The organism is Acinetobacter sp. YH12255 (assembly GCF_013417355.1).
Classification (GTDB): domain Bacteria; phylum Pseudomonadota; class Gammaproteobacteria; order Pseudomonadales; family Moraxellaceae; genus Acinetobacter; species Acinetobacter pseudolwoffii.
Map to the genome: position 1 here is coordinate 72,450 of NZ_VPEC01000003.1, position 25,507 is coordinate 97,956.

Here is a 25,507-nt window from a genome sequence, read left to right on the forward strand (position 1 = left end):
CGTCACCTATTCGTTAAATTTTTATTTATTCAATTAATCTTGGAAGACCAAATTTGCTTTATCGATATTGTGACTGTCGATCTCCAATACCTGTTGCTTTTCTACTTCAACTTGAATCATTTCATTGTCTAGGTCGACTGCAACCAGTTTGGCCTGGAATTTACGACGGTTATCTACTGCACTAATCAGACGTAATGCTACGCTATGACCAATATAGCCTGACATCTGTTCGAGCTGGAAGAATGGACGATCCCAGCCTGGAGAAGACACTTCAAGTGAATATTCACCCGAGATCGGATCATGAACATCCAGCATGGCGCCGACTTGCTGCGTTACACGCACACAATCCTGAACACCAATACCACGCCCCTGTTCCTCTTCACCGTCTTCATTAACGGCCGGTTCAGCGCTTGCATCGACCGGTTTGTCGATGTAGATACGTAATAACGAACGTTTACCCTGTGGCAGGAACTCAATCCCCCAAAGGTTTACATTACAGGCTTCAACTGCCGGTGCAATCAAGTCCTGAAGTGCTTGAGTTTTATTTGATAGCTTCATTTACTCTCGTCATCTGGTGCGATTTTATGATCTATTTGACCACTACAAACCAATACAAACTATAGTAGTAGTGAAACATGGAGACGTGACCAAATAATGTCGACACTACACGATAGCCAATAAAAAAGGGCGTAAATCGCCCCAATTAAGCACAATAGCGATTTTTTTTCAAATCCCACTGTGCAAAAAGGCCCACCTTGTTGTGAGCCTCTTTTTAGAAACTTGGTAGCGGGAGCTGGATTTGAACCAACGACCTTCGGGTTATGAGCCCGACGAGCTACCAGACTGCTCCATCCCGCATCAACGTGCAAAAATTATATACAAAAGATGAGAGCTTTTCAATCAAAACTGCATCATTCTGCATATTTGTCATCTGTGACTGAAAAAATGGTAGTGGGTGCTGGATGTAAACCAACAACCTTCGCCAGTTTATAGAGAGTTGAGCCCGACAAGCAATCAACTAAATCCATAAATAACGTTTACCAAACCATTTAAATGGTAGCGGGAGCTGGATTTGAACCAACGACCTTCGGGTTATGAGCCCGACGAGCTACCAGACTGCTCCATCCCGCATCAGCGTACAAATAACATTCAGCTTAAAAAAACTTAAACTGCTTTTAAAGTTTGCATCTTTAAAAGATTGGTAGCGGGAGCTGGATTTGAACCAACGACCTTCGGGTTATGAGCCCGACGAGCTACCAGACTGCTCCATCCCGCAACAACATGCAAATTATATTTCTCAGCTTAATAACTTATTAAACTGCCTCTTAAAAGTTTGCGTCTTTAAAAAGGATTGATTGGTAGCGGGAGCTGGATTTGAACCAACGACCTTCGGGTTATGAGCCCGACGAGCTACCAGACTGCTCCATCCCGCATCAACAGAAGTTTTTTCAGCTGCATACACCAACTTAAATTTCTGGATTATAAGTTGGTGCGGAAGGGGGGACTTGAACCCCCACGCCCGAAAGCACTACCACCTCAAGGTAGCGTGTCTACCAATTCCACCACCACCGCAGCTGTGACGCATTCTAGTCGCATCACTGGAAAAAAGAAAGGACTAATTAAAACTATTCGGTCGTTTCTGGTGCAGTTGGTGAAGTTTCATTCGATTGCACAGGCATGGTCGGCGCAGATTGAACCGTTCCCAAACTATAGGCATTTGTGCTGTCTTTCTTGGCCAAAACAGCCAGAGTCAAACTGGTCACAAAAAATAGCGCCGTTAAAATGGCAGTCAAACGGGTCATAAAATTGCCGGAACCCGATGCCCCGAATACTGTCGCCGCACCACCGCCACCGAAAGAGGCACCAGCATCTGCACCTTTACCATGCTGAACCAAAATCAAGACAATCATCAAAACAGCTAAGATAATATGTACTACCAGCACAAAAGTTTGCATGCTGAACTCCTAATTATTGTGTATTTGCAAATGCGTGAGCAATTTTATGGAACGACTCAGCATTGAGTGATGCACCACCGACCAGTGCTCCATTGATATCCGGGCAGGCTGCTAACTCTACTGCATTTTCCGGCTTGACACTACCACCATATAAAATCGCCATGGTTGCACCATAGCCGGTGATCTGGCTCAAACCTTGACGGATTTGTGCATGCATGGCTTGTGCATCTTCAGGAGAGGCGGTTTTACCGGTACCAATTGCCCAGATCGGCTCATAAGCAATCACGATATTTTTCCATTGCTCAGCGTCCACTACCGCTGCAATATCACAAATCTGTTGCAATACGACCGCTTCAGCCTGCCCTGCTTCACGTTGTTCCAGGCTTTCACCCACGCAGTAAATCACCGTTAAACCGGCAGTTAATGCATGCTTGATTTTGGCATTCAGAACTTCTGCGTTTTCTGCGAAAACTTCACGACGCTCAGAATGACCAATCAGTACATAATGAATCTGGCTGTCTTGCAATAATTCAGCGCTCACTTCACCGGTATAAGCACCCGTTCCTGAAATACGTGAAACATCTTGTGCTACAGTGTAAACAGGACGAGTCGCAGATGACAGTTCCGCCTGAATCTGGGTCAGGGCAAGAGCAATCGGGGCTACACCGATATGACATTTATCTGCGGCGATTGGTGCAGTTTCCAGTAAATTTTTAATACCGTGCACCAGTGTTAATGCATCTGCCTGCAGCGGATTCATTTTCCAGTTACCTATTACCCAAGGGGTAATCGTCGAAACTGACATAATTAACCTATTTTATTTACATATTTCGAATTGGGCACATTCTACACGGAATTGGAAAATTTAAAGAATAGTTTTCTTATCACTTATTCTAGGTTTAGACTATTCAAAATGGTTGTTTTTTGTTATCACTTAAAAAAATGGGAACTTCTTCTAACCAGTTCAAAGTTTTACTGGATATGAGGAAGGTAGCAGCACTCTTAGCTATGGTATTTTTACGTAACAAACGTATAATTTTAATATAGCAATTAAAAAAATTTGATTTATAGGCATTTATAGCATGACAGCATTACAGGGGGCGCCAAGATTTACCGGATTTATTCGTCGTTTGGTCGAGGAAGGCGTCATCTCGGCTGAAGATATGCGCAGTGCTTTGGCACATGCCAAGCAAGAAAAAATAGATATTGTGGCGGAGCTGATTAACCAGCAACAGCTCTCCCCAACCGTTATTGCTGAAACGATTTCAGTCGAATTTGGTGAGCCGCTGTTTGATATCAGTGCCTATGACCCTGCGCAAATTTTGCGGGATATCATTGATAAGAAGCTGATTACCAAGCATCGCATCCTGCCAATTTTTAAAAATTCCAGTATTTTATATATTGCCATTAGTAATCCGACCAATATTGAAGCGATTGATGCCGTTCGCTTTTCAACCAAGCTCAATATTGAAACCATTATTGTTGAACACAATAAACTGGTAAAACTGATCGAGCAGAATTTTACCGAAGAAAGCACTTTTGAGTTTGATGAAGACTTTGATCTGGATGTAGATTTCGATTCATCTGATCCGAGTAAAGAAGAAGATGAAAAAGACAAAGGTGAAGAAGAAGCACCGATTGTCAAATATATCAATAAATTATTAATCGATGCGATTCGTATGGGTGCTTCGGATCTGCATTTTGAACCTTATGAAAAAATCTACCGGGTTCGTTATCGGGTCGATGGGGTATTACGCCAAATTGCAACACCGCCGCTGCAGTTGGCAACCCGCCTGTCTTCACGTTTAAAAGTCATGTCGCAAATGGACATTTCTGAAAAACGTGTTCCTCAGGATGGCCGTATCAAGCTGAAACTCTCAAAGAACAAAGCCATTGATTTCCGTGTCAACTCATTACCGACCCTGTTTGGCGAAAAACTGGTACTGCGTATTCTAGATCCATCTAGCGCGATGCTGGGGATCGATGCACTCGGTTATGAACCGGAACAAAAAGAACTGTTTATGCAGGCGCTGGATAAACCGCAAGGCATGCTGCTGATTACCGGGCCAACGGGTTCTGGTAAAACGGTTTCACTTTATACCGGTTTGAACATCCTGAATCGTGAAGATACCAATATTTCCACCGCGGAAGATCCGGTCGAGATCAACCTGCAAGGAATTAACCAGGTCAACGTCAACAATAAAGTCGGCCTGACCTTCTCTGCTGCCTTGAAGTCATTCTTACGCCAAGATCCAGATATCGTGATGGTCGGTGAGATCCGGGATCTGGAAACTGCAGAAATTGCCATTAAAGCGGCACAGACCGGTCATATGGTGATGTCAACGCTGCATACCAACAGTGCGCCTGAGACCCTGACCCGTTTACGCAATATGGGCGTGCCGTCTTTTAATATTGCCACTTCAGTGAATCTGGTTATTGCACGATGATGCCGATCTTCAGCTATGAAGGAATTGATCGTAAAGGGGCAAAGATCAAGGGGGAATTGCCGGCGCGCAACATGGCACTGGCCAAAGTGACGCTCAGAAAACAGGGCATCAGCATCAAGACCATTCGGGAAAAGAAAAAAAACATTCTCGAAGGCTTAATGAAAAAACGTGTCAGCACACTGGATATTACGATTTTTACTCGACAGCTCGCGACCATGATGAAAGCCGGTGTACCTTTAGTACAAGGCTTTGAAATTGTTGCAGAGGGTCTGGAGAATCCAGCCATGCGTGAAGTCGTTCTGGGGATTAAAGGTGAGGTGGAAGGTGGTAATACCTTTGCCGGTGCACTGCGTAAATACCCGCAATACTTCGATAAACTATTTTGTTTACTGGTCGAATCGGGTGAACAATCCGGTGCGCTAGAAACCATGCTGGATCGGGTTGCGATCTACAAGGAAAAAAGTGAACTGCTCAAGCAAAAAATTAAAAAAGCCATGAAGTACCCGGCTGCGGTGGTCGTGGTCGCGCTGATTGTCACGATTATTCTAATGGTAAAAGTGGTCCCGGTTTTCCAGGATTTATTCTCTTCATTTGGTGCTGACTTACCGGCTTTTACCAAAATGGTAGTCAATATGTCGGAATGGATGCAAAAATATTGGTTCCTGCTCATTATTGCCATTGGGGCCATCATTACGGCTTTTCTGGAAGCAAAAAAACGCAATAAAAAATTCCGCGATTTTCTGGATAAAGCAGCACTTAAAGCACCGATTTTCGGTGATCTGGTGTATAAAGCGATTATTGCCCGTTATAGCCGTACCTTGGCCACCACTTTTGCAGCCGGTGTACCCTTGATTGATGCACTGGAATCCACTGCTGGCGCAACCAATAACGTGGTGTATGAAGATGCCGTCATGAAAATCCGCGAAGATGTTGCCACTGGTCAGCAATTACAGTTTGCCATGCGGGTGACCAACAAGTTTCCATCTATGGCCGTGCAAATGGTCGCCATTGGTGAGGAATCCGGTGCGTTAGATGCCATGCCGGATAAAGTTGCTACCCATTATGAAAATGAAGTCGACAATGCCGTAGACGGTCTCACTTCCATGATGGAGCCCTTGATCATGGCTGTTCTCGGTGTACTTGTCGGTGGTCTGGTGATTGCCATGTACCTTCCAATCTTCCAAGTGGGTTCTGTGGTTTAATGCAAGATCTTATTCAATATTTCATTCAAAACCCAACAGCGCTGTATAGCGCAGTTGGGCTTTTTAGTCTCTGCATTGGTAGTTTCTTAAATGTGGTGATTTATCGCACTCCCAAAATGATGGAGCAGGAATGGCGTACCGATTGCCAAATGTTCCTGCATCCGGAACAGCCAATTATTGATGAGACCAAATTAAGTTTAAGCAAACCCGATTCGACTTGCCCCAAATGTCATCAGCCAATCCGCTGGTACCAGAATATTCCCGTCATCAGCTGGCTGGTCTTGCGCGGCAAGTGCGGCAACTGTCAAAATCCCATCAGTATCCGCTATCCATTTATTGAGCTTCTGACCGCGGCCTGTGCGCTGATGGTGGTGGCTGTTTTTGGTCCGACTGTCCAGATGTTATTTGGCCTGATTCTGACTTATGTCTTAATTGCACTGACCTTTATTGATTTTGACACCCAGTTATTGCCGGACCGTTATACCCTACCCCTGGCCGCGCTGGGTCTGGGCGTCAATAGTTATGCCCTCTATACCTCACCGAGTTCTGCCATCTGGGGCTATATCATTGGCTTCCTGTGTTTGTGGGTGGTGTATTATGTCTTTAAAATTGTCACTGGCAAGGAAGGTATGGGCTATGGCGATTTTAAATTGCTTGCCGCCTTGGGTGCCTGGATGGGGCCTTTGCTATTACCATTAATTGTGCTCCTTTCTTCTTTAGTGGGTGCGATTATCGGGATTATCCTGCTGAAAGTCCGTAAGGAAAATCAGCCTTTTGCCTTTGGTCCCTATATCGCGATTGCCGGCTGGATTGCTTTTCTGTGGGGCGAGCAGATTATGAAAGTGTATTTAGGTCAATAAAGTGAAATTTATACTCGGATTAACCGGCGGGATTGGTAGTGGCAAGTCTGCGGCCAGTCAATGGTTTGAAGCACAAGGCATTGTCGTTGTGGATGCCGATGTGGTGGCGCGTGAAGTGGTCGAGATTGGCCAGCCTGCACTCGCCCAGATTCAGCAGGCTTTTGGGGATTGGGTACTGCTTGAAGATGGTTCACTGAATCGTCGTGCCTTGCGCGAATATATTTTCCAGTCTCCTGAAGCACGTAAAACCCTGGAAAATATTACTCATCCAGCAATTCGCACTTCGATTATTCAGCAGTTAGATGCTGCGCAAAGTTCCTATGCCATTCTGGTTTCACCGCTCCTGTTTGAGACCAATCAACATGAGCTCACTCAGCATCGCTTACTGATTGATGCCACAATCGAATTGCAAATTGAACGTGCCTCACAACGTGATGGTCAAAATATTGAGCAAATCCGAAACATTATTGCCGCACAAATGTCACGTGAACAGAAACAGGCCATGGCTGATGATATTGTGCTGAATGATGGTCATCTGGATCATCTTTATGCCCATCTCCGCCCATTGCATGAAAAATATTTAAACATGGCAGCTGCCTGAGGTATAAAAAAAGCAGTCCGATTAAGACTGCTTTTTCTGTGCTGCAAGTTGTGCTTCTAAACTATCTTTACGGCCAATCCAGCGCCAAGGCTGTAAGGCCCCAATTGCCATCCCCACCAAGCCACAGATCATCGCCAGGCTCAGCGCTTCATTTAATAAAGGCACCGCCAGAATCGCAGCAATAAATGGTGCAAGATTGGTAATGCTACCGGCTTTAAATGCACCGAGACGCTTGATTGCTTCGACATAGCTTAAAGTGGCAATAATTACCACAAAAACCCCATGAAAGATGGTTTGAAACAATAAGTGCTGGGGTTCTGGCACACTCAAATTTTTGGGTAAAAACAGCAGATAAACAGGTACGTAAACCACTGCTGACCAGATCGCGACACCGCTCATTGCCTGCCATGCAGTTAACTGATATTTCCGCAATAACACGGTAAAAATTGCCCAGAGTATTGCACTGATAAAAAATAGCCCATCCCCTGCCCCGAATGCCACTCCGGTTTCCTGATACATCAACAGACTCATGATACAGAGCACCGCAATCATAATAATCAGGCTGGCCCAGGTATGCTTATCAAAAGCCTGCCCCATCAGGAAAAAAGCCATGATGGCAGTACAAATCGGAATACAGCCATTCAAGAAAATCGCGGCATGGGCGGTAGGCGCATAATGAAAGGCGCTATAGGCAAACAGACAGTAAATTACTCCGCCAATCATGGCCAGAATAAAGGGTTCTTTTTTCAGTAAAAAAGCCGCCTCCTTGCGATAGAGCAAGATCGGCATCAGAATCAGAAAAGCCAGAGAAAACCGCAGAGCCACGATATCCCAGGCACTGATGTTCCAAAGCGCATTCAGACGGGCGGTTAAAGTAAAACCGCCCCAGATACACATAGTCGTCAGTAGAAAGACATAGCCCTGTGTACGATCTGACAATGCCATCATCAATTACAGGTTACGCTGGCGGCAAGCTTCATACAGTGCCATACCTGTTGCAACACTGACATTCAGGCTTTGCAGATTACCCGCCATCGGGATATACACCGTCTGATCGCATTGGCTTTGTGTAATTGGACGTAGACCGGTATCTTCCGCACCCATCACCACACAGACACCAGTACCGGTGAAATCAAACTCCTGAATCGGCAGCGCTTTTTCATCCAGCATGGTACCGACGACTCGCACATTAAAGTCTTCTTTGATTTGCCCCAAGGTACGCGCCAGATTAGTCACCTGAATAAATTTGACTTTGTCAGCACCACCGGCAGCCACTTTACGTGCAGTCGGAGTCAAGCTTGCAGAACGATCACGTGGTGCAATCACCGCCTCAACACCCATCGCAGCGGCGGTACGCACACATGCTCCGAGGTTGTGTGGATCGGTAATATGATCAAGGGCCAATAACAAGGCTTGCGGATTTGCGCTCAATAATGTCTCAAGATCTTTTTCATTCAAGACCGGATGGGCACGAACGGCTGCTACAACACCCTGATGAAAGGGTTGACCGGCCAATTTTTCCAGTTTGTCACGGCTGGCTTGCTGCACACTGATGCCAAACGGTTCAGCCAGTTCCAGTACACGTTTTAAACGCTGATCATCGCGTCCTTTGAGAGTGAATAATGTCAAGACACGTTCAGGCTCAAGCTCTAACAATGACTCCACTGAATGTACGCCATAAAAATATTCAGGTTTTGCCATGAACGACCTCTAAATTAAATTTATATATAAAAGAAAAATCCCGTAAAGCTGACTTCACAGGATTTCTATAGAATGATTAGTTTAACCGATTCGCACTGAAATTTCTTGCCCGGTTTGCACTGATCTTGCGCTGTACTTAACCTTCAAAATGGCAGACATAGTCCAGCACATCATCGGTTTCGATTTTAAAACGGCTATTACCCGGCACATAGAAGGACTGGCCTGCACGGAACAGCTCACTTTCTTCGCTATCTCCGATCTGAACACGACATTCACCTGAAACAATTTCCATGCGCTCAGGCACATGCGTTTCAAAGGTTAAGGCATTTTCTGATGGTAAAATGACCCCCAAAGTCTTTTTGGTGCCATCTTCAAATTGAACAATATGGCTGATACATAAACCGCCGAAATATACATTTGATTTTTTAAGTACAGATACATGATCAAACTGAGCTGACATGCGATTTCTCCAGATAAAGCATTTTGTAATATTTTGATTGCTGTAGTTTAAATGTGCACTCTCAACTAATCAATCGAAGTTTGTCGGCAGCGGTGAAATATTCTATCTCGCCTGAATGCCTGTTGCGAAAGGGGTATTCTGGCCGCTTGTTTACTGGCTTGATGGTATATTCAGCCCGCCAGATTTGGTTTCTAGCTTAAACTTTGACAATGTCAAAACTATGAAAACAAGCAGTGAATTTGCCGGCTTTTGAGTCAGCTTCTTTCGAAAATACAGTGAAATAAGCATATATGAATCGCTAAAATTTAAGATAGAATGAAATTGATTCATCCTGATTTATAATCACAGCCGTGTTGTGACCCCAATCCAACATCAGGCTATTTCACTCAAACTTTTCGCAGCCCGGATGCGTTTATGCTGACACATTTAACTCTAATCAATTTTGCTTTAGCTGAGCACCTTGCTATTGATATTGATAAAGGTTTTAACGTTTTAACCGGTGAAACCGGTGCAGGTAAATCCCTCTTGTTAGATGCCTTGTCTGCCTGTCTGGGTGAGCGAACCGATACCAATTATGTGCGTTATGGTTCCGAAAAAGCCGATGTGACTGCAAGCTTTAGCTATCAGGAACATAGTCCTGAAGCCGCGTGGTTAAAAGAACATGAGCTGGATGATGAATCAGGTGAAATCCATTTACGCCGGGTAATTTTTGCCACCGGTCGCAGCAAAGCCTGGATCAATGGACGACCGAGCAGCCTGTCCGAACTAAAAGAAATTGGACGTTTACTGGTTCAACTCTATAGCCAGCACAGTCAGCAACAACTACTCGAACCCCCTTATCCGAAGCATTGGCTGGATCGTTATTATCATTTTTATGCGCCGGCGCAAGCGGTACGGGATGCTTACAGTACCTGGCAGAAAAATATCCGCCAGCATCAGGCAGCACTGGATGCACAAGCCACCCGTAAACAGCGTATCGAAACCCTTGAGCTGCAACTGGAAGAACTGGAAGACATCGTTCAGACTGATTATCAGGAGATTGAGCAGGAATTTGACCGGCTTTCCCATCATGAAGCGATCATGCAGGATTGTGTCTATAGCCTGAATGTACTCGATGAGGCTGAACAGAACATGACCCAGGAACTCGCATCAATTATGCGTCGGGTCGAATCGCATGCCGGTCGTAGTGAGCAGCTTTCCGGAATTTATAATTCCTTATTAAATGCACAAAGCGAACTTGAAGATGCTGCGGCGAATTTACGTCAGTTTATGGATCGTCAGAGTTTTGACCCGGAACGCATGGAAGAACTGAATTCAACTTTAGAGGTTTTCCACCGTCTGGCTCGTAAATATCGTACTCAACCGGAATTGCTCAAGGCAGAATATGAAACCTGGCAAACCGAATTAGAACAGCTGCATCAACTGGAAGACCCGGAAACACTGGCTGAACAGGTTGCAGTCTCTTATCAGGATTTTCTGGAGAAAGCCCAACATCTGGAACAGATTCGCCGTGAAGCCGCAGCACCTCTGGCCAAGCAGCTCACAGAACAGGTTAAACAACTGGCACTACCAGAAGCCCATTTCGAGTTTAAGTTTGAAGCTTTGGAACAGCCATCGAGTGAAGGCCTCAGCTTTATTCAACTCCTATTTACTGCCAATAAAGGCATTCCGGCACAACCCTTAGCTCGCGTGGCATCAGGTGGTGAGCTGTCGCGTATTGCACTGGTGATGCAGGTCATGAATGCAGAAAAAACCGAAGCCGAAGTACTGGTCTTTGACGAAATTGATGTCGGGATCAGTGGCGGTACAGCAGAGATTGTCGGGCGTTTATTGGCAGGTTTGGCCCAACATGTGCAGATTCTGTGTATTACCCATCAGGCACAAGTGGCCGCACAATCCGATCAGCATTTACTCGTGAAAAAGCAGCAAACCGACCCGGCCAGCAGCACCATTCTGAGTTTGCAAGAAGATGCACGTATTGATGAACTCGCGCGCATGACCGGTGGTGTTGAAATCAGTGAAACGACTTTACAACATGCCCGTCAGTTACGTCAGTTGAAATTTCAGCAGGTTTAAATATCACAATCCAGACAAATAAAAGTTGGTAAATCCATAAAGCTCGAGTAACGTAGCGGTTAGGATCATACGATTTCTTTGCGAAGAAATTGATTTTAAGGAGAACTGCTCAGGTGACCAAACAGTTTCTGACACATCGTTGTCTGATTGCGCCGCCACATGCGGATGATGATTTTTTTGCCCAGACGGTGATCTATCTGGCTCGCCATGATGAAGATGGTGCACAAGGCATCATCATCAATCGCCCTGCCGGTATTCAAATTAAAGAATTGCTGAATGATCTTGATATTGAAGCAGACAATGTCAATCCGCATGAAGTCTTGCAAGGTGGCCCTTTACGCCCTGAGGCCGGCTTTGTGCTGCATACCGGTCAGCCGACCTGGCATTCCTCTATTGCAGTGGGCGAAAATGTCTGTATCACCACCTCCAAAGATATTCTGGATGCAATTGCGCATAATGAAGGTGTGGGTCGCTATCAGATCGCACTCGGCTATGCCAGTTGGGGCAAACACCAGCTAGAACAGGAAATTGCCCGTGGTGACTGGCTGATTTGTGATTCTGATATGGATCTGATTTTTAACTTACCTTATAACGACCGTTGGGATGCTGCCTATAAAAAGATGGGCGTCGACCGCAACTGGTTGTCTTCCGAGATTGGACATGCCTGATGTAAACACGCCACAAACCATTATGGCGTTTGATTTTGGTACACAAAAAATGGGAATGTCTGTTGGACAATCCCTGATTGCAAGTGCCAGTCCCCTACCTTTATTTCCCATGAAAGATGGTATTCCGAACTGGGATGAACTGCTCAAAATAGTAAAAAGCCATCAACCGAATCTATTTCTGGTCGGTTTGCCACTGAATATGGATGATAGTGAATCGGAGCTTTCGACACGGGCACGTAAATTTGCGCGCCGTTTACGGCACCAGACCAATATTGCAACCTTGATGGTGGATGAGCGTCTGACCACCCGTGAAGCACGCGATGAGCTGGATCATTATCAGGCGCAAGGTCGCGGCAAGAAACTTTCTGCTGATAGTATCGCCGCAGCCTTATTGATTGAAAGTTGGTATCGCCATCCTGCCGGAATCACCCCTTAAACTGCTGATGAAATTTTAAAATCAGCATCCTTTGGGATGCTTTTTTATGCCTAAAAACATGATTTAAGGATAAAAATAACGAAAGGTCAGATTAATTCTGGGTGTCAAAACTTTGCTACTTTTACCAATGCTGTGTTTCCAGTACTGCTGGGTCTGGCCGCGCATTACAATCAGTTGGCCACTGTGTAACAGTAACTCGACTTTATCCCCGTGAGTTTTATGTTTAAAACTCATTTTACGGATCGCGCCCAGACTCAGAGAAGCAATGACATTTTCCCGAGAACTTCCTGTATATAAGGCAGGCTCATCATCGCTATGCCAGCCCAAGCCTTGTGAACCATCTTCATATAAATTGGCCAGACAGGAATTAAAGGGATGACCCACCAGCTGTTCAATATGCTGCTTTAAACGCAATAATCCCGGGGTCCACAACTGAGCTTGCTTGAGCGTCCCCGAATAGCGATATTGATAGTGCGCATCGCCATACCAGACCACCTTGCGTGCTGTGACATAGTGCTTGCCGAACAACCGTACTTCATCATGTTGCCAGGCCAACTGGCTCAGAAAATACTGCAAATACTGCTGGCTTTGTGCCTGATCCAGAATCAGACCATAGTCCTCCACCACCCCATCAAAGGGTAAGATATTCGTTTCAGGTTGGAGCGCAAATAAATCTAAAGTCATCTCAATTAGACCGAGTATCTTACTGAAAATACTGACATTGACTTTGAAAAAGTACAATCGTATTTCACAAATGACTACAAGATTTGCTCTTGTGACTTGTCCTGTTCCTGCCTAAACTGAATTTAACTTTCACAATAAAAATAATCCTTTATGAACTTATGGCAGCTGTTTCAGAAACTTCGTCCTTTTGTTCAGCCCTATCGGGTACTGGTCATTGCCACGCTGATTTTGACCCTGATCGGTTCCTTTACCGCACAGGTCAACGCACTGACCCTGCAATATGCAGTCGATAGTATCAATGCGCTGCTGGAACAAGGTCAGGGACTGGAGCAAGGCTGGCATATTCTGATTACGATTTCAGCGATCTTGCTCGGCAAAGAGATTATCAATGCCTTTGTCCAGTTCGGCCAGAAGTTTTATGGAGAAAAGCTACGGATTTTTGTTTCTCAGGATCTGGCCCAAGGAATTATTGAAAAATTCTTAAAATATCGTCTGGAATTTTTTAATCAGGAAAATAATCAGGCCGGAAAATTACAGACCCGTATTGATCGTGGTATCGGCTCACTGACCCGTCTGGTACAGATCTTTTTTATTGATATTTTACCGTTATTTACCAGTGCGATTGTGGCTTTGGGCCTGATGTACTATGCCAATATGTATGTCGGTCTGGTGGCCACCGCCATTGTCCCAATCTATTTCTGGCTGACCTATAAACAGGCACAAAAGCTCGGTGGTTGGCGCCGCAGTTTAAGAGATGGCCGCGAGAAAAAGAGTCAAGGTATTCTCAGTATTATTAATTCAATTACCGTGATCAAATCCTTTAACCGGGAAGTGATTGAATCGGAAAAGCAGCTAGGATTGCAACGCGAACTGACCGACAACCAGATGAAAACCCGTCAGACCAGTTTCCTGTTTGATGGTATGAAAACGTTCCTTGAACAGATCGGCATTGTGCTGATTATTATTCTGACCTCTTATTTTGTGCTGGATGGCCAGATGAGTATCGGCATGATCATGTTTCATGTGCTGCTGTTTAATAATGTCTCCGCCCCGATTCGCTCACTGCACCGGATTTATGATGAAGTGAATGATGCCATGATCTATTCAGAAAGCTTCTTTAAGATTCTGGAAGCGGATCAGGAAATTGAACAAAGTGGTCAACAAAAACCGCAAGTGACTGGTAAATTTGAACTGACTGGGGTGAATTTTTATTATCCGAATGGCCATCATGCCCTGAAAGATATTGAGATGGAAATTCGTCCGAATAAGATCACGGCTTTGGTCGGCTTATCCGGTGCGGGAAAATCCACCCTGATCAGCTTGCTGGATAAATTTTATGAGCCGCAACAAGGCCAGATTAAACTGGATGGCATTGACCTGAAAGACTATGACACCCAATATCTACGCGATCATATTGGTCTGGTGTTGCAGAAAAATCATATTTTCCAAGGCACCATTTTTGAGAATATCCGTTATGGCAAAACTACAGCTTCGATGGACGATATCATTGAGGCGGCAGAAAAAGCCTCGATTCATGCGCAGATTTTACAGTTACCGGATGGCTATGATAGTGATGCCCTCATGCTGTCTGGCGGACAGCAGCAACGCATTGCCTTGGCGCGGATGTTCCTGAAAAACCCACCGATTATTTTTCTGGATGAACCGACGGCGAGCCTGGATGCCATCGCCACCGAACAGATCAAGCAAAGTCTGGATCAAATCAAGCAAGGCCGTACCGTGATCATCATTTCACATAGCCTGTCGCAAATTATTGACGCGGATTATACCTATGTGATGAAAGAGGGAAGGATTGCCGAACATGGTGAGCACGCTCAGCTTTATCATCAGCAAGGCGTGTATAAGGAAATTTTTGATGCCATGGCCAAGAGCCTGAATATTGAAAAAATCGCCAAGACTTTTGAGGATGATGCCGAGGAAGAAACCCATGGTTAGGGCTTCTTCCAAGCCAATAAAAAAACCTCCGAGCAGGAGGTCTTTTATTGAGAGATAATTGTTTTTAACGCTGAACTTTTTGCTCAATTTCTTCGACGCTGGTATGACGTACGTCAAAACCTTTGACCATATAGATCACCTGTTCAGAAATATTCCGGGCATGGTCGCCAATTCTTTCGAGTGAACGAAGCACCCATAGCACATTGATAACACGACTAATATGTCGCGGATCTTCAATCATATAGGTCATGAGAGTACGCGTTGCTGACTGGTATTCACGGTCGATATCCGCATCTGCCAACATCACTTTCAAGGCCTGATCTACATCCAGACGTGCAAAAGCATCCAGTGCATCATGAATCATCACCCGAACCTGGTTGCCAATATGCCGGGTTTCCATATAACCGCGCGGCGAGCTACCCTCTTCGCTCAGGCTTTGTGCAATCCGGCCTATTTTAGACGCTTCATCACCAATACGCTCAAGATCGGTATTGGCCTTGGACATGGCAAGCACCATCCGTAAATCAATCGCAGCAGGATGCCGGCGTGCCAGAATCAGGGTCAGTGCTTCATCAATGTCTCTTTCCATCTGATTGACAACATTGTCCTGAAACTGCACATCAATCGCCATGGCGACATCGGTATCCAGTAAGGCATGAATGGCGTTGGCCACCTGCTGTTCCACCAGTCCGCCCATAGTCATGAATTTGGTATTGACGTCCTGCAACTCTTCATTAAATTGCGAAGAAATGTGATGACTTAACACAGGATTATTTGGACACAAGGAAGTCTACTCCTGAAACGGCATATAGCGATGATCAATAATAAAGCACATTAAAGCATATTTATGATGAAAGTTTGATGACAATCGTAGCGTCATCTGGGCTGAGGTGAATCATATTCGATCAGCCAGGCATTCAGCTCTGCCAGCTCCTTTTCGGTCAGCTGCCCGACTGAAGCCTGTAACTGTAGTACATGCAGCAGATAATCATATTTGGCATTCAGATAATCCGTTTTGGCAGAAAAAGCATTGCGCTGGGCCAGCAACACATCGACCATGGTCTTTAAGCCCTCCTGATATTGGGCTCTAGAGGCTTGTGAAACTATTTCCGAAGATTCCATCGCTGCTTTACGCGCATTCAGTTTGGCCTGATCGGTTTCTACCTGCATGAAGGACTGCTTTACATCGGTATTGGCTTTGCGGATCGCAGCGTCTAATTGGGCTGCACTTTTTTGTACATTGACCCCAGCCTGACGAATACTTTTCTGGGTACGGCCACCACTAAATAGGTTCCAGTTGACTTCCACCCCAATCTGGTCGAAATCACCATTACTGGACATAATCGTTTCTGGTGTCTGTTTCAGATAGCCATAGGTGCCGACCGCTTCAACCTGCGGATAGAGGGCGGCCTGCTCAACCCGCTTGGCATCTTCAGAATAGCGTTTTTGCAGACGGGCTTGCAGAATGTTCAGATTCTGGCTTTGTGCCAAATCTGTCCAGGACTGCATGTCACTTGGAATCGGTTTCTGAAACTGGAAGTCATTGCGTAATACCGCCAGATTTTCTCGGTAAGGCCCGATCAGCTGAGCCAGTTGCTCCTGAGCGAGAACCAGCTGAACTTGGGTCGAAATCCGGTTGGCTTGGGCACTTTGATACTGGGCATTGGCTTCACTGACCTCACTACGTGCCACCAGACCTTCTTTTAGTTTGGCATTCATCATGCGCAGCTGCTCAGATAGAGCCTGTTCTTCCTGCAAATATGCCGTGGTCAAAGACTGCTGACGCAAGACATTAAAATAGGCTTCTGCCACCTGTAAAATATGCTGCTGTTTTTGCAGACGTAAGTTGACTTCGCTGAGTTCGACCGAAGTTTTGACCTGTTTATAGCCTTGCCAGGCATCCCAGCGGAATAAAGGCTGGCGTGCAGTTAAAGCCAGCTGGCGGGTGGTATTACTGGAAGTAATGAAATTAGAAAACTGTGGATCGGCAGGTGCATCAACAGACTGGTTTTTACGGGTGATATTTCCTGAAAGGCTCACGGTCGGCAGTAAATTTCCGCTAGCAATCCCCAGATTGAGCTGATCGGCCTGATATTGCAACAGATTCGCTTGCCAGTTCGGATCGTTTTGCTGGGCGCGCGCATAGGCTTGTTGCAAATCCAGGGCAAAAATCGCCGGACTACTGCACAATAAACCGGCCATGACACTGAGTTTTAGTTTCATTTTATAGTGTTAACCCCTAACAGCCATTCAGATCAAAAATTCTGGCGCTTTAAGCTAAGCCATACTAAAGAGATTTTTTGCATTTTTGCGTATGATTTTTATTAACTTTTTAATATAACTCTCGGGTTTTATCCACGATTAATTCAATTTTCAAGATCTATACCCGCAATGTAACAAAGCAATTCACAATACTAAACATAGTATTTTTATTTGATCTATACAATATATCTCCCAGCAAGGCCGTTATTTTCTGAATTCACCTATACAGAGTCCTGAAACATAGTGTTAATGCCATTCCCGTCGATATTCAAAGCCTGTCTAATTTCCGGCAGTCTGCTGTTTCTGGCAGGCTGTCAGCAGCCGTCAGAACCACAGATCCAGGTTGAACAGACTGAGACCAATCAGAAGCAAAGTCCAGTCAATGACTTTAGCCTGATGTGCAAGAATATTGAAAAAAATATGTCCCAGATTAATGACCAGCGCACCACTTTTGCGCTGGAACAGGTTAATCAGGATCTTAAAGTGTGTCTGCCCCTGATGGAATTGGCGGAGCAGAAGCATCTGATGCTGCGTTCTACTGAAATGTATCAGCGCTTTTTAGCCGTCGACCGTACCGAATTCCAGCAACGCGCCTTTGAACAGTATGCGCTGGAAATGGCCCAGCATCCGACCATTCAGCAAGCCCATTTTCAGCAGCTCACCTCACGTGACCAGTACCTGTTAAAACACAAAGGTCAGGCTTATGTCGAACTGCTGGATCTTGGCGATGGCAACTTACATTATCGTCGTAGTCCGGAATATCTGGCCCGCATTTTTGCGCCTTATTTACCCGACGCTGAAAAAGCCTTTATTGAACATCTGGCTGAACAGAATATGCAGCCGGTACTGGTGGAAAAACGCCTGCAAATTGAAGCAGCTGACATTGCAGCCCGCAGTCTGCTTTGGGAAGATTATCTCAAGACCTATCCTGAGAGCAGCTATAAGCGGGATGCCGAATACCTGCTGAAACAATATACCTATTTTTTGTTTAGAGGCACCGAAGCATCTCCCATTTCTGAGGATTATCGTGACCGTTATGCAGTCGATACCAGTCATCTGGAAACCATTATTGGTCTATCCAGCGGTCAGAAATCAACGCTTTCGACCCAGGCTCGCCAATTTCTGGAGTTTCTGGATATGAATCCGCAACAGCGCCAGCAAGCCTTGCCTGCCGACTATCGAAACCGTTCGGATGCTGAACAGATTCTGTATTATGCCAAGATCAGTCCACCCTCACAAAAATATGATAAAGACTGTTTTATGGATGCATTCTGTATCTAGCTGGAACGATTTAGACCAGAGTCCAGCTTCCCCTGCCTGAAGAGACCATCGCTCAAGTTGAGAGATTTAGACCTGTTTATTCGGCATAAACTGAGCTAAGCTTTAGCCTCGCTTGACGGAGCGCGAGTAATCCCTCGCTGAGATCATGTGATTCCTTTTATCTTTATCAGGAATTGAGCATGGGTACCGTTGAACCTGATCAGGTTAATACCTGCGTAGGAATCAAGCCAGCTAAAAACCCAGCCCCTGCTTTATCTGCTCAGGATAAATCTGCCCGCGTTTTTGGTCGTGCTTGATTCGTTGATGTCATTCATAAGGATCATAGCCATGAACCAGTTAACGAATCTTTCTTCTGAAACTTCTCTCTCCGCTCATGAACAGGAAGCACGTGATTTAACGCGCATTCTACCCGCTTCACGTAAAGTCTATCTGCCAGGCTCGCGTCCTGATATTCAGGTACCGATGCGGGAAATTTCCCTCAGTGAAACCCCGACCGGCTTGGGCGGTGAATATAATCCGCCCTTGATGGTTTATGACACGTCTGGTGTCTATACCGACCCCAATGTGACGATTGACCTGAATAAAGGCCTGCCCAATATCCGTGACAGCTGGATTGAACAGCGTAACGATACGGAAATGCTGGACGATTTAAGCTCTGAATTTGGCCGACAACGTTTACGTGATATCCGTACTGCGGCCATCCGTTTCGCGCATATTCAAAAACCGCGCAAAGCCAAACGTGGCCAGAACATCACCCAGATGCACTATGCCAAAAAAGGCATGATTACGCCAGAAATGGAATATATCGCCATTCGTGAAAACCTGCGTCAACTGGAGGGTGTCGATATGCGCCAGCATCCGGGACAAAATTTCGGCGCTAAAAACCTGACTGAAATCACCCCGGAGTTTGTACGGCAGGAAGTCGCTGCCGGCCGCGCGATTATTCCAGCCAATATCAATCATCCGGAACTGGAACCGATGATCATCGGACGCAATTTTCTGGTAAAAATCAATGCCAATATTGGCAACTCGGCTTTGGGTTCTTCGATTGAAGAAGAAGTCTCGAAAATGACCTGGGCCACACGTTGGGGCGCAGATACGATTATGGATCTCTCAACCGGGCAGAACATCCATGAAACCCGGGAATGGATTATCCGCAATTCTCCCGTGCCAATTGGCACCGTACCGATCTATCAGGCCTTGGAAAAAGTCAACGGCGTAGCCGAAGACCTGACTTGGGAAATCTTTAAAGATACCCTGATTGAACAGGCGGAACAGGGCGTGGATTATTTCACCATTCATGCCGGCGTGCTTTTAAGATATGTACCGCTCACAGCCAACCGTCTGACCGGGATTGTTTCGCGTGGCGGTTCGATCATGGCACAGTGGTGTCTGGCGCATCATCAGGAAAACTTCCTTTACACCCATTTCGATGACATCTGCGACATTATGAAAACCTACGATGTGTCTTTCAGCCTTGGCGATGGCCTGCGTCCGGGCTGTGTGCAAGATGCCAATGACGAAGCGCAATTTGCTGAACTGAGAACCTTGGGTGAACTGACCCATCGTGCCTGGGAACATGATGTACAGGTGATGATTGAAGGTCCGGGGCATGTGCCGATGCACATGATCAAGGAAAATATGGACCTGCAACTGGAAGTCTGTAAAGAAGCGCCCTTCTATACCCTTGGCCCTTTAACTACGGATATTGCCCCGGGTTATGACCATATTACTTCAGCGATTGGTGCCGCAATGATTGGCTGGTATGGCACTGCCATGCTGTGCTATGTCACCCCGAAAGAGCATCTGGGTTTGCCAAATAAGAAAGATGTCAAAGACGGCATTATTACCTACAAGATTGCAGCACATGCAGCCGATCTGGCCAAAGGGCATCCGGGGGCACAGGCCCGGGACAATGCGCTGTCCAAGGCACGTTTTGAATTCCGCTGGGAAGACCAGTTTAATTTGAGTCTGGATCCGGATACAGCCCGTAGCATGCATGATGAAACCATGCCCAAAGCAGCACATAAATCTGCACATTTCTGTTCCATGTGTGGACCGAAGTTCTGTTCAATGAAGATTAGCCAGAATGTTCGAGACTATGCCAATCAGCAGGCCAAGCCTGATCAGCCGGCAAGCTCTCAGGCCGAAATTGAAGCAGGTATGGATCAGATGAAAGCCAGCTTCCATAAGTCTGGCCAAAATCTGTACCACAAACTATAAAACTTTAAAAAAAACAGTTGTCTTCAAAAAAAACTCAGATAGGATGAAAATAAATCAATTCATTCTATCTGAGCATATGAATATTATTAAACAGGCCTCTTATAATAAAAAAGACTTTCGCATAGAGGCACGTGAGTTTTTGTACCGGGGATTTATTCAGGTGGAAAAAGTCAGCCTGCGACACCGTTTATTCCAGCAGGACAGCTCGACGCCTATTTTGCAACGTGAGCTGATTCACCGGCCAGAAGCAGCGGGTGTGCTGCTCTATAACCATCAACAGAAGAAATTCGGCCTGATTGAACAGTTCCGGATTGGCGGACTGGACGATGTCGATTCACCGTGGCAACTCGAAGTGATTGCTGGCGTTCTGGATGGCGATGAAGCGCCTGAACAGTGTATCCGCCGGGAAGCACTCGAGGAATCAGGCTGTAGCTTGAATCAGTTACAGCATATTTTCAGCTTCTATCCTTCAGCGGGCGCTTGTTCCGAGTTGTTTCATCTATATGTCGCCGAAACTGAACTGCCTGAACATGGCGGGATTTTTGGCATGCCGGATGAAGGTGAAAATATCCAGCTGCATATTCTGGATTATGCAGATATTTCCGCACTACTCAGCAATGGGCGCTTAAGGAATGCACCGGTCATTATGGCCTTGCAATGGTTGCAACAACATATTCATACTGCAGGGATATGTCTAAGGGGAAAGACATGAGTTTTTCGCAGTCAAATACAACCGAACAGCCAGACTGGACCATTATCCAGATTTCTGATACCCATTTGATGGATCGGGAAGAGCTGGAATTTGCCCGGATGAATCCAGAGCAGAGTTTTCATGAAGTGATGCAGCAGATTCAGCAGCGCTTTCGCAAAATGGATGCGCTGATTCATACCGGTGATCTGGCCCAGGTGCCGGTGGAACGAACTTATCAGCGTTATTTAGACTTTATCCAGTCCTTAAACGTGCCGCATTATCAGATTCCGGGTAATCATGATGACACCCGGATCTTTCCGTTTCATCAGAATGCCAATCAGGTACATGCGATTCATTTTGGTAGCTGGACCATGATTTTGTTGAATAGTGCGGTTCAAGGCAAGGTTGATGGCTGGGTGGAACAAGCTCAGCTTGATCAATTGAACCAATTATTGCTTGAGTTTAAGCATCAGCATGTCATCATCGCTTGTCATCATCACCCTTTTGCGATGAAATCGCACTGGATTGACCAGCACCGGCTTAAAAATGCCGAAGATCTGAAAGATGTCCTGGCACGGCACCAGAATATAAAGTTGGTCTTGTTTGGTCATGTGCATCAGGATTCCTGTAATGAATGGCATGGTATCTATTTTTTATCCACGCCATCGACCAGTGTGCAGTTCAAACCTAAAAGCCAGGATTTCGCGCTAGATCAGGCGGCGCCCGGTTATCGTGTATTACATTTGCAACAAAATGGTGAGTTTGATACCTATATTGAACGGGTGGCATTGAGTCAGCAAAATATTAATACTGAAATTTCAGGTTATTAACTTTTCAATTTGTTTTTTTTGCATTACTTTATTGCAACCAAAGGAAATGTGATATGCATAGTCCAGACATCAAAGACTATCAATAAGCATAAAAAGTCTATATGATGACGGCCCCCACAGGAGGATAATCCTTCTACAGGGTGGATAAAAATTGCATATCACCATATTTTTTGCGTAGCAATCATACGCATATGATGAGGAATGCCCTAAATGGCGAATGACAACCAAAATCAAGTCTTAGACAATCAAATTGAAGTTGTAGAAGAGAAAGCTGCAAAGCGCGTACGCAAATCTAAGCCTAAAACGACTGACGGTGGTTCTACTGCTAGCTTATTTGGTATTGAACCTTATCAACCTAAAAAAAATGAAGAATACATGTCTGAAGGTCAGCTTCAGCATTTCCGCCAAATTTTGCTGGCCTGGAAAGCCGAGTTGATGTCAGAAGTGGATCGTACGCTGAATACGATGCAAGATGAGAATACTGCCCTGCCTGATGTCAACGATCGTGCCACTCAGGAAGAAGAATTTGCAATTGAGCTGCGTACCCGTGACCGTGAACGTAAACTGATCCGTAAAATCGAACAGTCAATCGAAGCGATCCAGAATGATGACTATGGTTTCTGTGAAACTTGTGGCATCGAAATTGGTTTGCGTCGTTTAGAAGCCCGTCCAACGGCTACTTTATGTATTGACTGCAAAACCCTGGCGGAAATCAAAGAGAAGCAAAATAACGGTTAATGATGCTGTTGAATAATCCTCCCCTAACCCCTCCTTTAAAAAAGGAGGGGGACAATAGGATGGCTTATGTGGGTCGGTTCGCGCCATCGCCAACCGGCCCTTTGCATTTTGGCTCCCTCATTACCGCAGTTGCCAGTTATTGCGATGCCAAAGCCAACCACGGCACATGGCTGGTTCGGGTGGAAGATACCGATATTCCGCGTATTTATCCGGGCAGTGAAGAGCATATTTTGCGTGCCATGGACGCCTTTCAGCTTGAGCCAGACGGCGAAATCATTTTCCAGAAAGACCGTTTAGATATTTATGCAGATGTGATCGAACAATTACGTCAGCAGGGTCTGGTTTATGCCTGTCAATGTACCCGTAAAATGCTCGGTTCCAATCATATCTATCAGGATACCTGCCGTGACCTAGCTCTGGCATTCGACAATCAAGCGATCCGTTTAAAAGTCGAAGATATCGAAATCTGTTTTGAAGATCAATTACAAGGTCGACACTGCTCAAAGCTGAAGAAAGATCTGGGAGACTTTGTCTTAAAACGTCGTGACGGGATTATTAATTATCAGCTGGCGGTAGTGGTCGATGACTATCTGCAAGGCATGACCCATGTGGTACGTGGTGCTGACCTGCTGGACAATACCGAACGGCAAATCTATCTGGGGCAGTTGCTCGGTTATCCGCGTCTGAATTATATGCATCTACCCCTGGCGATGAATGATCAGGGACAAAAACTCTCAAAACAGAATCTGGCCCAAGCACTGGATTTAAGTCAGGCCCCACAACTCTTAAAACAGGCACTTAATGCTTTGCATCAGGCTGAAGTTGATCTGGATACGCCACAACGCATGCTGCAACAGGCGGTTGCGCAATGGAACATTGAACGGATTCCACATACAACAGCGCTACAAGGTTGTTATCAATAAAAACCTGTTTTGGCTTAAGCTAGAATTCTAGAATTAAAATCAGAGAGGAAAAGCAGATGTTTTTTATTTTTGGATTCGGCCCTAAAACCAAAACTATTGAAAAGAGCCAGTTCCTGTGTCCAGTCTGCCGAACCCGTACAGGCTATGAGCTGAAACAGCAACGTCATTATTTTTCTTTGTTTTTTATTCCATTGATTCCACTTTCCAAGCCTAAAACTGCTTTTGTGACCTGTTCCAATTGCGGAACTGCAATGCCGAGCACAGTGCTTGACCATGCTCAGCCGGAGCCCGGGTCCAACTCCAATCTAGAAGCTTGATTCTTCCCGGCTTGGATTGACCTGCCGAGTGGTCGAATCAATTTTCAGCACTAAACTGATCATCACCGCACAGATAATCAATGATGACCCCCCATAACTAATAAATGGCAGGGTCAAACCTTTGGTCGGTAACACGCCCATATTCATACCGGCATTCACCAGAATCTGTAACAGGAAAATGATACAGATCCCATAGGCCAGATAGCCGGCGCGTAGATATTGATGTTGCAAGGCACGATGTCCGATCCGGATACAGCAGACCAGCATGGTAAAAGACAGGATCAGGATGGTCGCAATACCTAAAAAGCCAAATTCCTCACCTAAAATCGCCAGCATAAAATCAGTATGCGCTTCAGGCAGATAAGACATTTTCTGAATGCTGTGCCCCAATCCAACCCCGGCCCACTCACCACGGCCGAAGGCCATTAGTGCATTCGAGAGCTGATAACCGCTACCCAGTGGATCTTCCCATGGATTTGAAAAAGACATCAAACGCTGCAAGCGATAAGGCTCTAATAAAATCGCTGCGGCAAATGCACCGACCAAGGTCATAAAGGCCACACCAAACTGAATCCACGGCGCACCCGCGAGGAAAAACACGCCAAGCATGGTCAAGGTAATTACTACGGTTGCCCCCAAGTCCGGCTCAAGAATAATCAAACCGACGGTCACACCCATAATCGCACTTAAACGAACCAAACCTTTAATATTGTTCCGGACTTCTTCCGCACGGCGTACCACATAGTCCGCGGTAAAAATCGCCATCATCACTTTCGCCACTTCCGAGGCCTGCAAGGTAAATCCGGCCACCCGAATCCAGCGCTTGGAACCATTGACCTCAGTCCCGACCACCAGCACGGCCACCAACAGTACAATGGTAATAATCCACAAAAAGAAGGTGTTATTAAACCAGACCTTTAAGGGAATTTTATAGGTTAGATAGGCGGCTACTGCTGCCACAAAAATCGAAATGCCATGGCGGCTAATATAATGAAAGGCATTTTCATGCATACGTTCAGCATAAGGCATCGAGGCCGATGCCACCATGATCGAACCAATACACAGTAAAGCCAATACACAGAAAATTAGTACATTCCGTGGATTTAGCTCAGCGGGGAGCTTGGGTACCCACTGGCTATAAAATTGGTTTAGTTTATTGATCGTAGTCTGAGCAAACCCAGCCATATCACGAATCCTTG

24 protein-coding genes, 5 tRNA genes, 1 pseudogene and 1 riboswitch are annotated in these 25,507 nt (G+C 45.6%); of the genes and pseudogenes, 15 read left to right on the plus strand and 15 right to left on the minus strand.

Annotated features, from left to right (window positions below):
• Positions 1-33 precede the first annotated feature (33 nt).
• The 8 genes from rimP to tpiA form a co-directional block, all read right to left on the minus strand.
• A complete protein-coding gene (gene rimP / locus FTV30_RS02170; protein WP_005094386.1) occupies positions 34-558 on the minus strand; it encodes a ribosome maturation factor RimP in 525 nt (174 codons plus the stop codon).
• Positions 559-781: 223 nt separating this feature from the next.
• Positions 782-858, minus strand: a tRNA-Met gene (locus FTV30_RS02175).
• Positions 859-1,054: 196 nt separating this feature from the next.
• Positions 1,055-1,131: transfer RNA gene (locus FTV30_RS02180), tRNA-Met, on the minus strand.
• Between the two features lie 68 nt (positions 1,132-1,199).
• Positions 1,200-1,276: transfer RNA gene (locus FTV30_RS02185), tRNA-Met, on the minus strand.
• An 80-nt stretch (positions 1,277-1,356) separates the two neighbouring features.
• Positions 1,357-1,433, minus strand: a tRNA-Met gene (locus tag FTV30_RS02190).
• Positions 1,434-1,487: 54 nt separating this feature from the next.
• Positions 1,488-1,572, minus strand: a tRNA-Leu gene (locus tag FTV30_RS02195).
• 53 nt (positions 1,573-1,625) lie between these two features.
• Positions 1,626-1,955 carry a preprotein translocase subunit SecG gene (secG, locus tag FTV30_RS02200; RefSeq protein WP_005094388.1) on the minus strand — a complete coding sequence of 110 codons (330 nt, stop codon included), beginning with the start codon at positions 1,953-1,955 and terminating at the stop codon, positions 1,626-1,628.
• Positions 1,956-1,968: 13 nt separating this feature from the next.
• A complete protein-coding gene (gene tpiA / locus FTV30_RS02205; protein WP_005094392.1) occupies positions 1,969-2,760 on the minus strand; it encodes a triose-phosphate isomerase in 792 nt (263 codons plus the stop codon).
• Positions 2,761-3,037: 277 nt separating this feature from the next.
• On the opposite strand from tpiA, the pseudogene pilB reads away from it, so the two are divergent.
• From pilB to coaE, 4 genes and pseudogenes are all read left to right on the plus strand, one after another.
• A pseudogene (gene pilB / locus FTV30_RS02210) lies at positions 3,038-4,399 on the plus strand (type IV-A pilus assembly ATPase PilB); the annotation flags it as partial.
• A complete protein-coding gene (locus tag FTV30_RS02215; protein ID WP_180000934.1) occupies positions 4,399-5,604 on the plus strand; it encodes a type II secretion system F family protein in 1,206 nt (401 codons plus the stop codon). The pseudogene pilB and the gene FTV30_RS02215, both read left to right, overlap by 1 nt.
• A complete protein-coding gene (locus FTV30_RS02220; protein WP_074383650.1) occupies positions 5,604-6,464 on the plus strand; it encodes an A24 family peptidase in 861 nt (286 codons plus the stop codon). Before FTV30_RS02215 ends, FTV30_RS02220 begins: the two co-directional genes overlap by 1 nt.
• 1 nt (position 6,465) lies before the next feature.
• Positions 6,466-7,065, plus strand: a complete 600-nt coding sequence (gene coaE / locus FTV30_RS02225; protein WP_074383651.1) for a dephospho-CoA kinase — start codon at positions 6,466-6,468, stop codon at positions 7,063-7,065.
• Positions 7,066-7,086: 21 nt separating this feature from the next.
• Here coaE and FTV30_RS02230 read toward each other — a convergent pair whose 3' ends face one another.
• The 3 genes from FTV30_RS02230 to FTV30_RS02240 all read right to left on the minus strand — a co-directional run bounded on the left by FTV30_RS02230 (position 7,087) and on the right by FTV30_RS02240 (position 9,226).
• Positions 7,087-8,010, minus strand: coding sequence for a DMT family transporter (locus FTV30_RS02230; RefSeq protein ID WP_005094400.1), 924 nt, complete (start codon positions 8,008-8,010; stop codon positions 7,087-7,089).
• Positions 8,011-8,016: 6 nt separating this feature from the next.
• Complete coding sequence (gene rlmB / locus FTV30_RS02235) at positions 8,017-8,766, minus strand: 23S rRNA (guanosine(2251)-2'-O)-methyltransferase RlmB (RefSeq protein WP_005168959.1); 750 nt, start codon at positions 8,764-8,766, stop codon at positions 8,017-8,019.
• Positions 8,767-8,902: 136 nt separating this feature from the next.
• Entirely contained in the window at positions 8,903-9,226 is a 324-nt protein-coding gene (locus tag FTV30_RS02240; protein ID WP_004281089.1) for a pyrimidine/purine nucleoside phosphorylase, read from the minus strand.
• A gap of 414 nt (positions 9,227-9,640) precedes the next feature.
• Here FTV30_RS02240 and recN point away from each other — a divergent pair, with 414 nt between their 5' ends.
• The 3 genes from recN (at position 9,641) to ruvX (ending at position 12,406) form a co-directional block, all read left to right on the plus strand.
• Positions 9,641-11,302 carry a DNA repair protein RecN gene (gene recN / locus FTV30_RS02245; RefSeq protein ID WP_005094403.1) on the plus strand — a complete coding sequence of 554 codons (1,662 nt, stop codon included), beginning with the start codon at positions 9,641-9,643 and terminating at the stop codon, positions 11,300-11,302.
• Positions 11,303-11,415: 113 nt separating this feature from the next.
• The gene (locus FTV30_RS02250) at positions 11,416-11,970 is read left to right on the plus strand and encodes a YqgE/AlgH family protein (protein ID WP_005094405.1); all 555 of its coding nucleotides are present in this window, start codon (positions 11,416-11,418) and stop codon (positions 11,968-11,970) included.
• On the plus strand, positions 11,963-12,406 hold the full coding sequence (gene ruvX / locus FTV30_RS02255; RefSeq protein ID WP_005094407.1) for a Holliday junction resolvase RuvX: 444 nt from the start codon (positions 11,963-11,965) through the stop codon (positions 12,404-12,406). The genes FTV30_RS02250 and ruvX overlap by 8 nt, the downstream gene beginning before the upstream one ends.
• 63 nt (positions 12,407-12,469) lie before the next feature.
• On the opposite strand, the gene FTV30_RS02260 is transcribed toward ruvX, so the two are convergent.
• Positions 12,470-13,090 (minus strand): alpha-ketoglutarate-dependent dioxygenase AlkB, encoded by a 621-nt coding sequence (locus FTV30_RS02260; protein ID WP_005094409.1) that lies wholly within the window; start codon positions 13,088-13,090, stop codon positions 12,470-12,472.
• Positions 13,091-13,240: 150 nt separating this feature from the next.
• Here FTV30_RS02260 and FTV30_RS02265 point away from each other — a divergent pair, with 150 nt between their 5' ends.
• Entirely contained in the window at positions 13,241-15,043 is a 1,803-nt protein-coding gene (locus FTV30_RS02265; RefSeq protein WP_180000935.1) for an ABC transporter ATP-binding protein, read from the plus strand.
• 64 nt (positions 15,044-15,107) lie between these two features.
• On the opposite strand, the gene phoU is transcribed toward FTV30_RS02265, so the two are convergent.
• Positions 15,108-15,827 carry a phosphate signaling complex protein PhoU gene (gene phoU / locus FTV30_RS02270; protein ID WP_005094412.1) on the minus strand — a complete coding sequence of 240 codons (720 nt, stop codon included), beginning with the start codon at positions 15,825-15,827 and terminating at the stop codon, positions 15,108-15,110.
• 92 nt (positions 15,828-15,919) lie between these two features.
• Positions 15,920-17,266 (minus strand): TolC family outer membrane protein, encoded by a 1,347-nt coding sequence (locus tag FTV30_RS02275; RefSeq protein ID WP_180000936.1) that lies wholly within the window; start codon positions 17,264-17,266, stop codon positions 15,920-15,922.
• Positions 17,267-17,554: 288 nt separating this feature from the next.
• Here FTV30_RS02275 and FTV30_RS02280 point away from each other — a divergent pair, with 288 nt between their 5' ends.
• The 7 genes from FTV30_RS02280 (at position 17,555) to FTV30_RS02310 (ending at position 24,308) form a co-directional block, all read left to right on the plus strand.
• Entirely contained in the window at positions 17,555-18,586 is a 1,032-nt protein-coding gene (locus FTV30_RS02280; RefSeq protein WP_180000956.1) for a hypothetical protein, read from the plus strand.
• 106 nt (positions 18,587-18,692) lie between these two features.
• A riboswitch (TPP riboswitch) is annotated at positions 18,693-18,825 on the plus strand.
• Between the two features lie 88 nt (positions 18,826-18,913).
• Entirely contained in the window at positions 18,914-20,809 is a 1,896-nt protein-coding gene (thiC, locus tag FTV30_RS02285; RefSeq protein ID WP_180000937.1) for a phosphomethylpyrimidine synthase ThiC, read from the plus strand.
• Positions 20,810-20,885: 76 nt separating this feature from the next.
• On the plus strand, positions 20,886-21,521 hold the full coding sequence (locus FTV30_RS02290; RefSeq protein WP_100357774.1) for an NUDIX domain-containing protein: 636 nt from the start codon (positions 20,886-20,888) through the stop codon (positions 21,519-21,521).
• A complete protein-coding gene (gene cpdA, locus FTV30_RS02295) occupies positions 21,518-22,330 on the plus strand; it encodes a 3',5'-cyclic-AMP phosphodiesterase (RefSeq protein ID WP_100357775.1) in 813 nt (270 codons plus the stop codon). Before FTV30_RS02290 ends, cpdA begins: the two co-directional genes overlap by 4 nt.
• Positions 22,331-22,540: 210 nt before the next feature.
• A complete protein-coding gene (gene dksA, locus FTV30_RS02300) occupies positions 22,541-23,068 on the plus strand; it encodes an RNA polymerase-binding protein DksA (RefSeq protein WP_005094428.1) in 528 nt (175 codons plus the stop codon).
• 2 nt (positions 23,069-23,070) lie between these two features.
• Positions 23,071-23,991, plus strand: a complete 921-nt coding sequence (gene gluQRS, locus FTV30_RS02305; RefSeq protein WP_225553535.1) for a tRNA glutamyl-Q(34) synthetase GluQRS — start codon at positions 23,071-23,073, stop codon at positions 23,989-23,991.
• Positions 23,992-24,047: 56 nt separating this feature from the next.
• A complete protein-coding gene (locus FTV30_RS02310) occupies positions 24,048-24,308 on the plus strand; it encodes a zinc ribbon domain-containing protein (protein ID WP_005094432.1) in 261 nt (86 codons plus the stop codon).
• Here FTV30_RS02310 and ftsW read toward each other — a convergent pair.
• A complete protein-coding gene (ftsW, locus tag FTV30_RS02315) occupies positions 24,297-25,493 on the minus strand; it encodes a putative lipid II flippase FtsW (protein ID WP_005094435.1) in 1,197 nt (398 codons plus the stop codon). The genes FTV30_RS02310 and ftsW overlap by 12 nt on opposite strands.
• Positions 25,494-25,507: the final 14 nt, after the last annotated feature.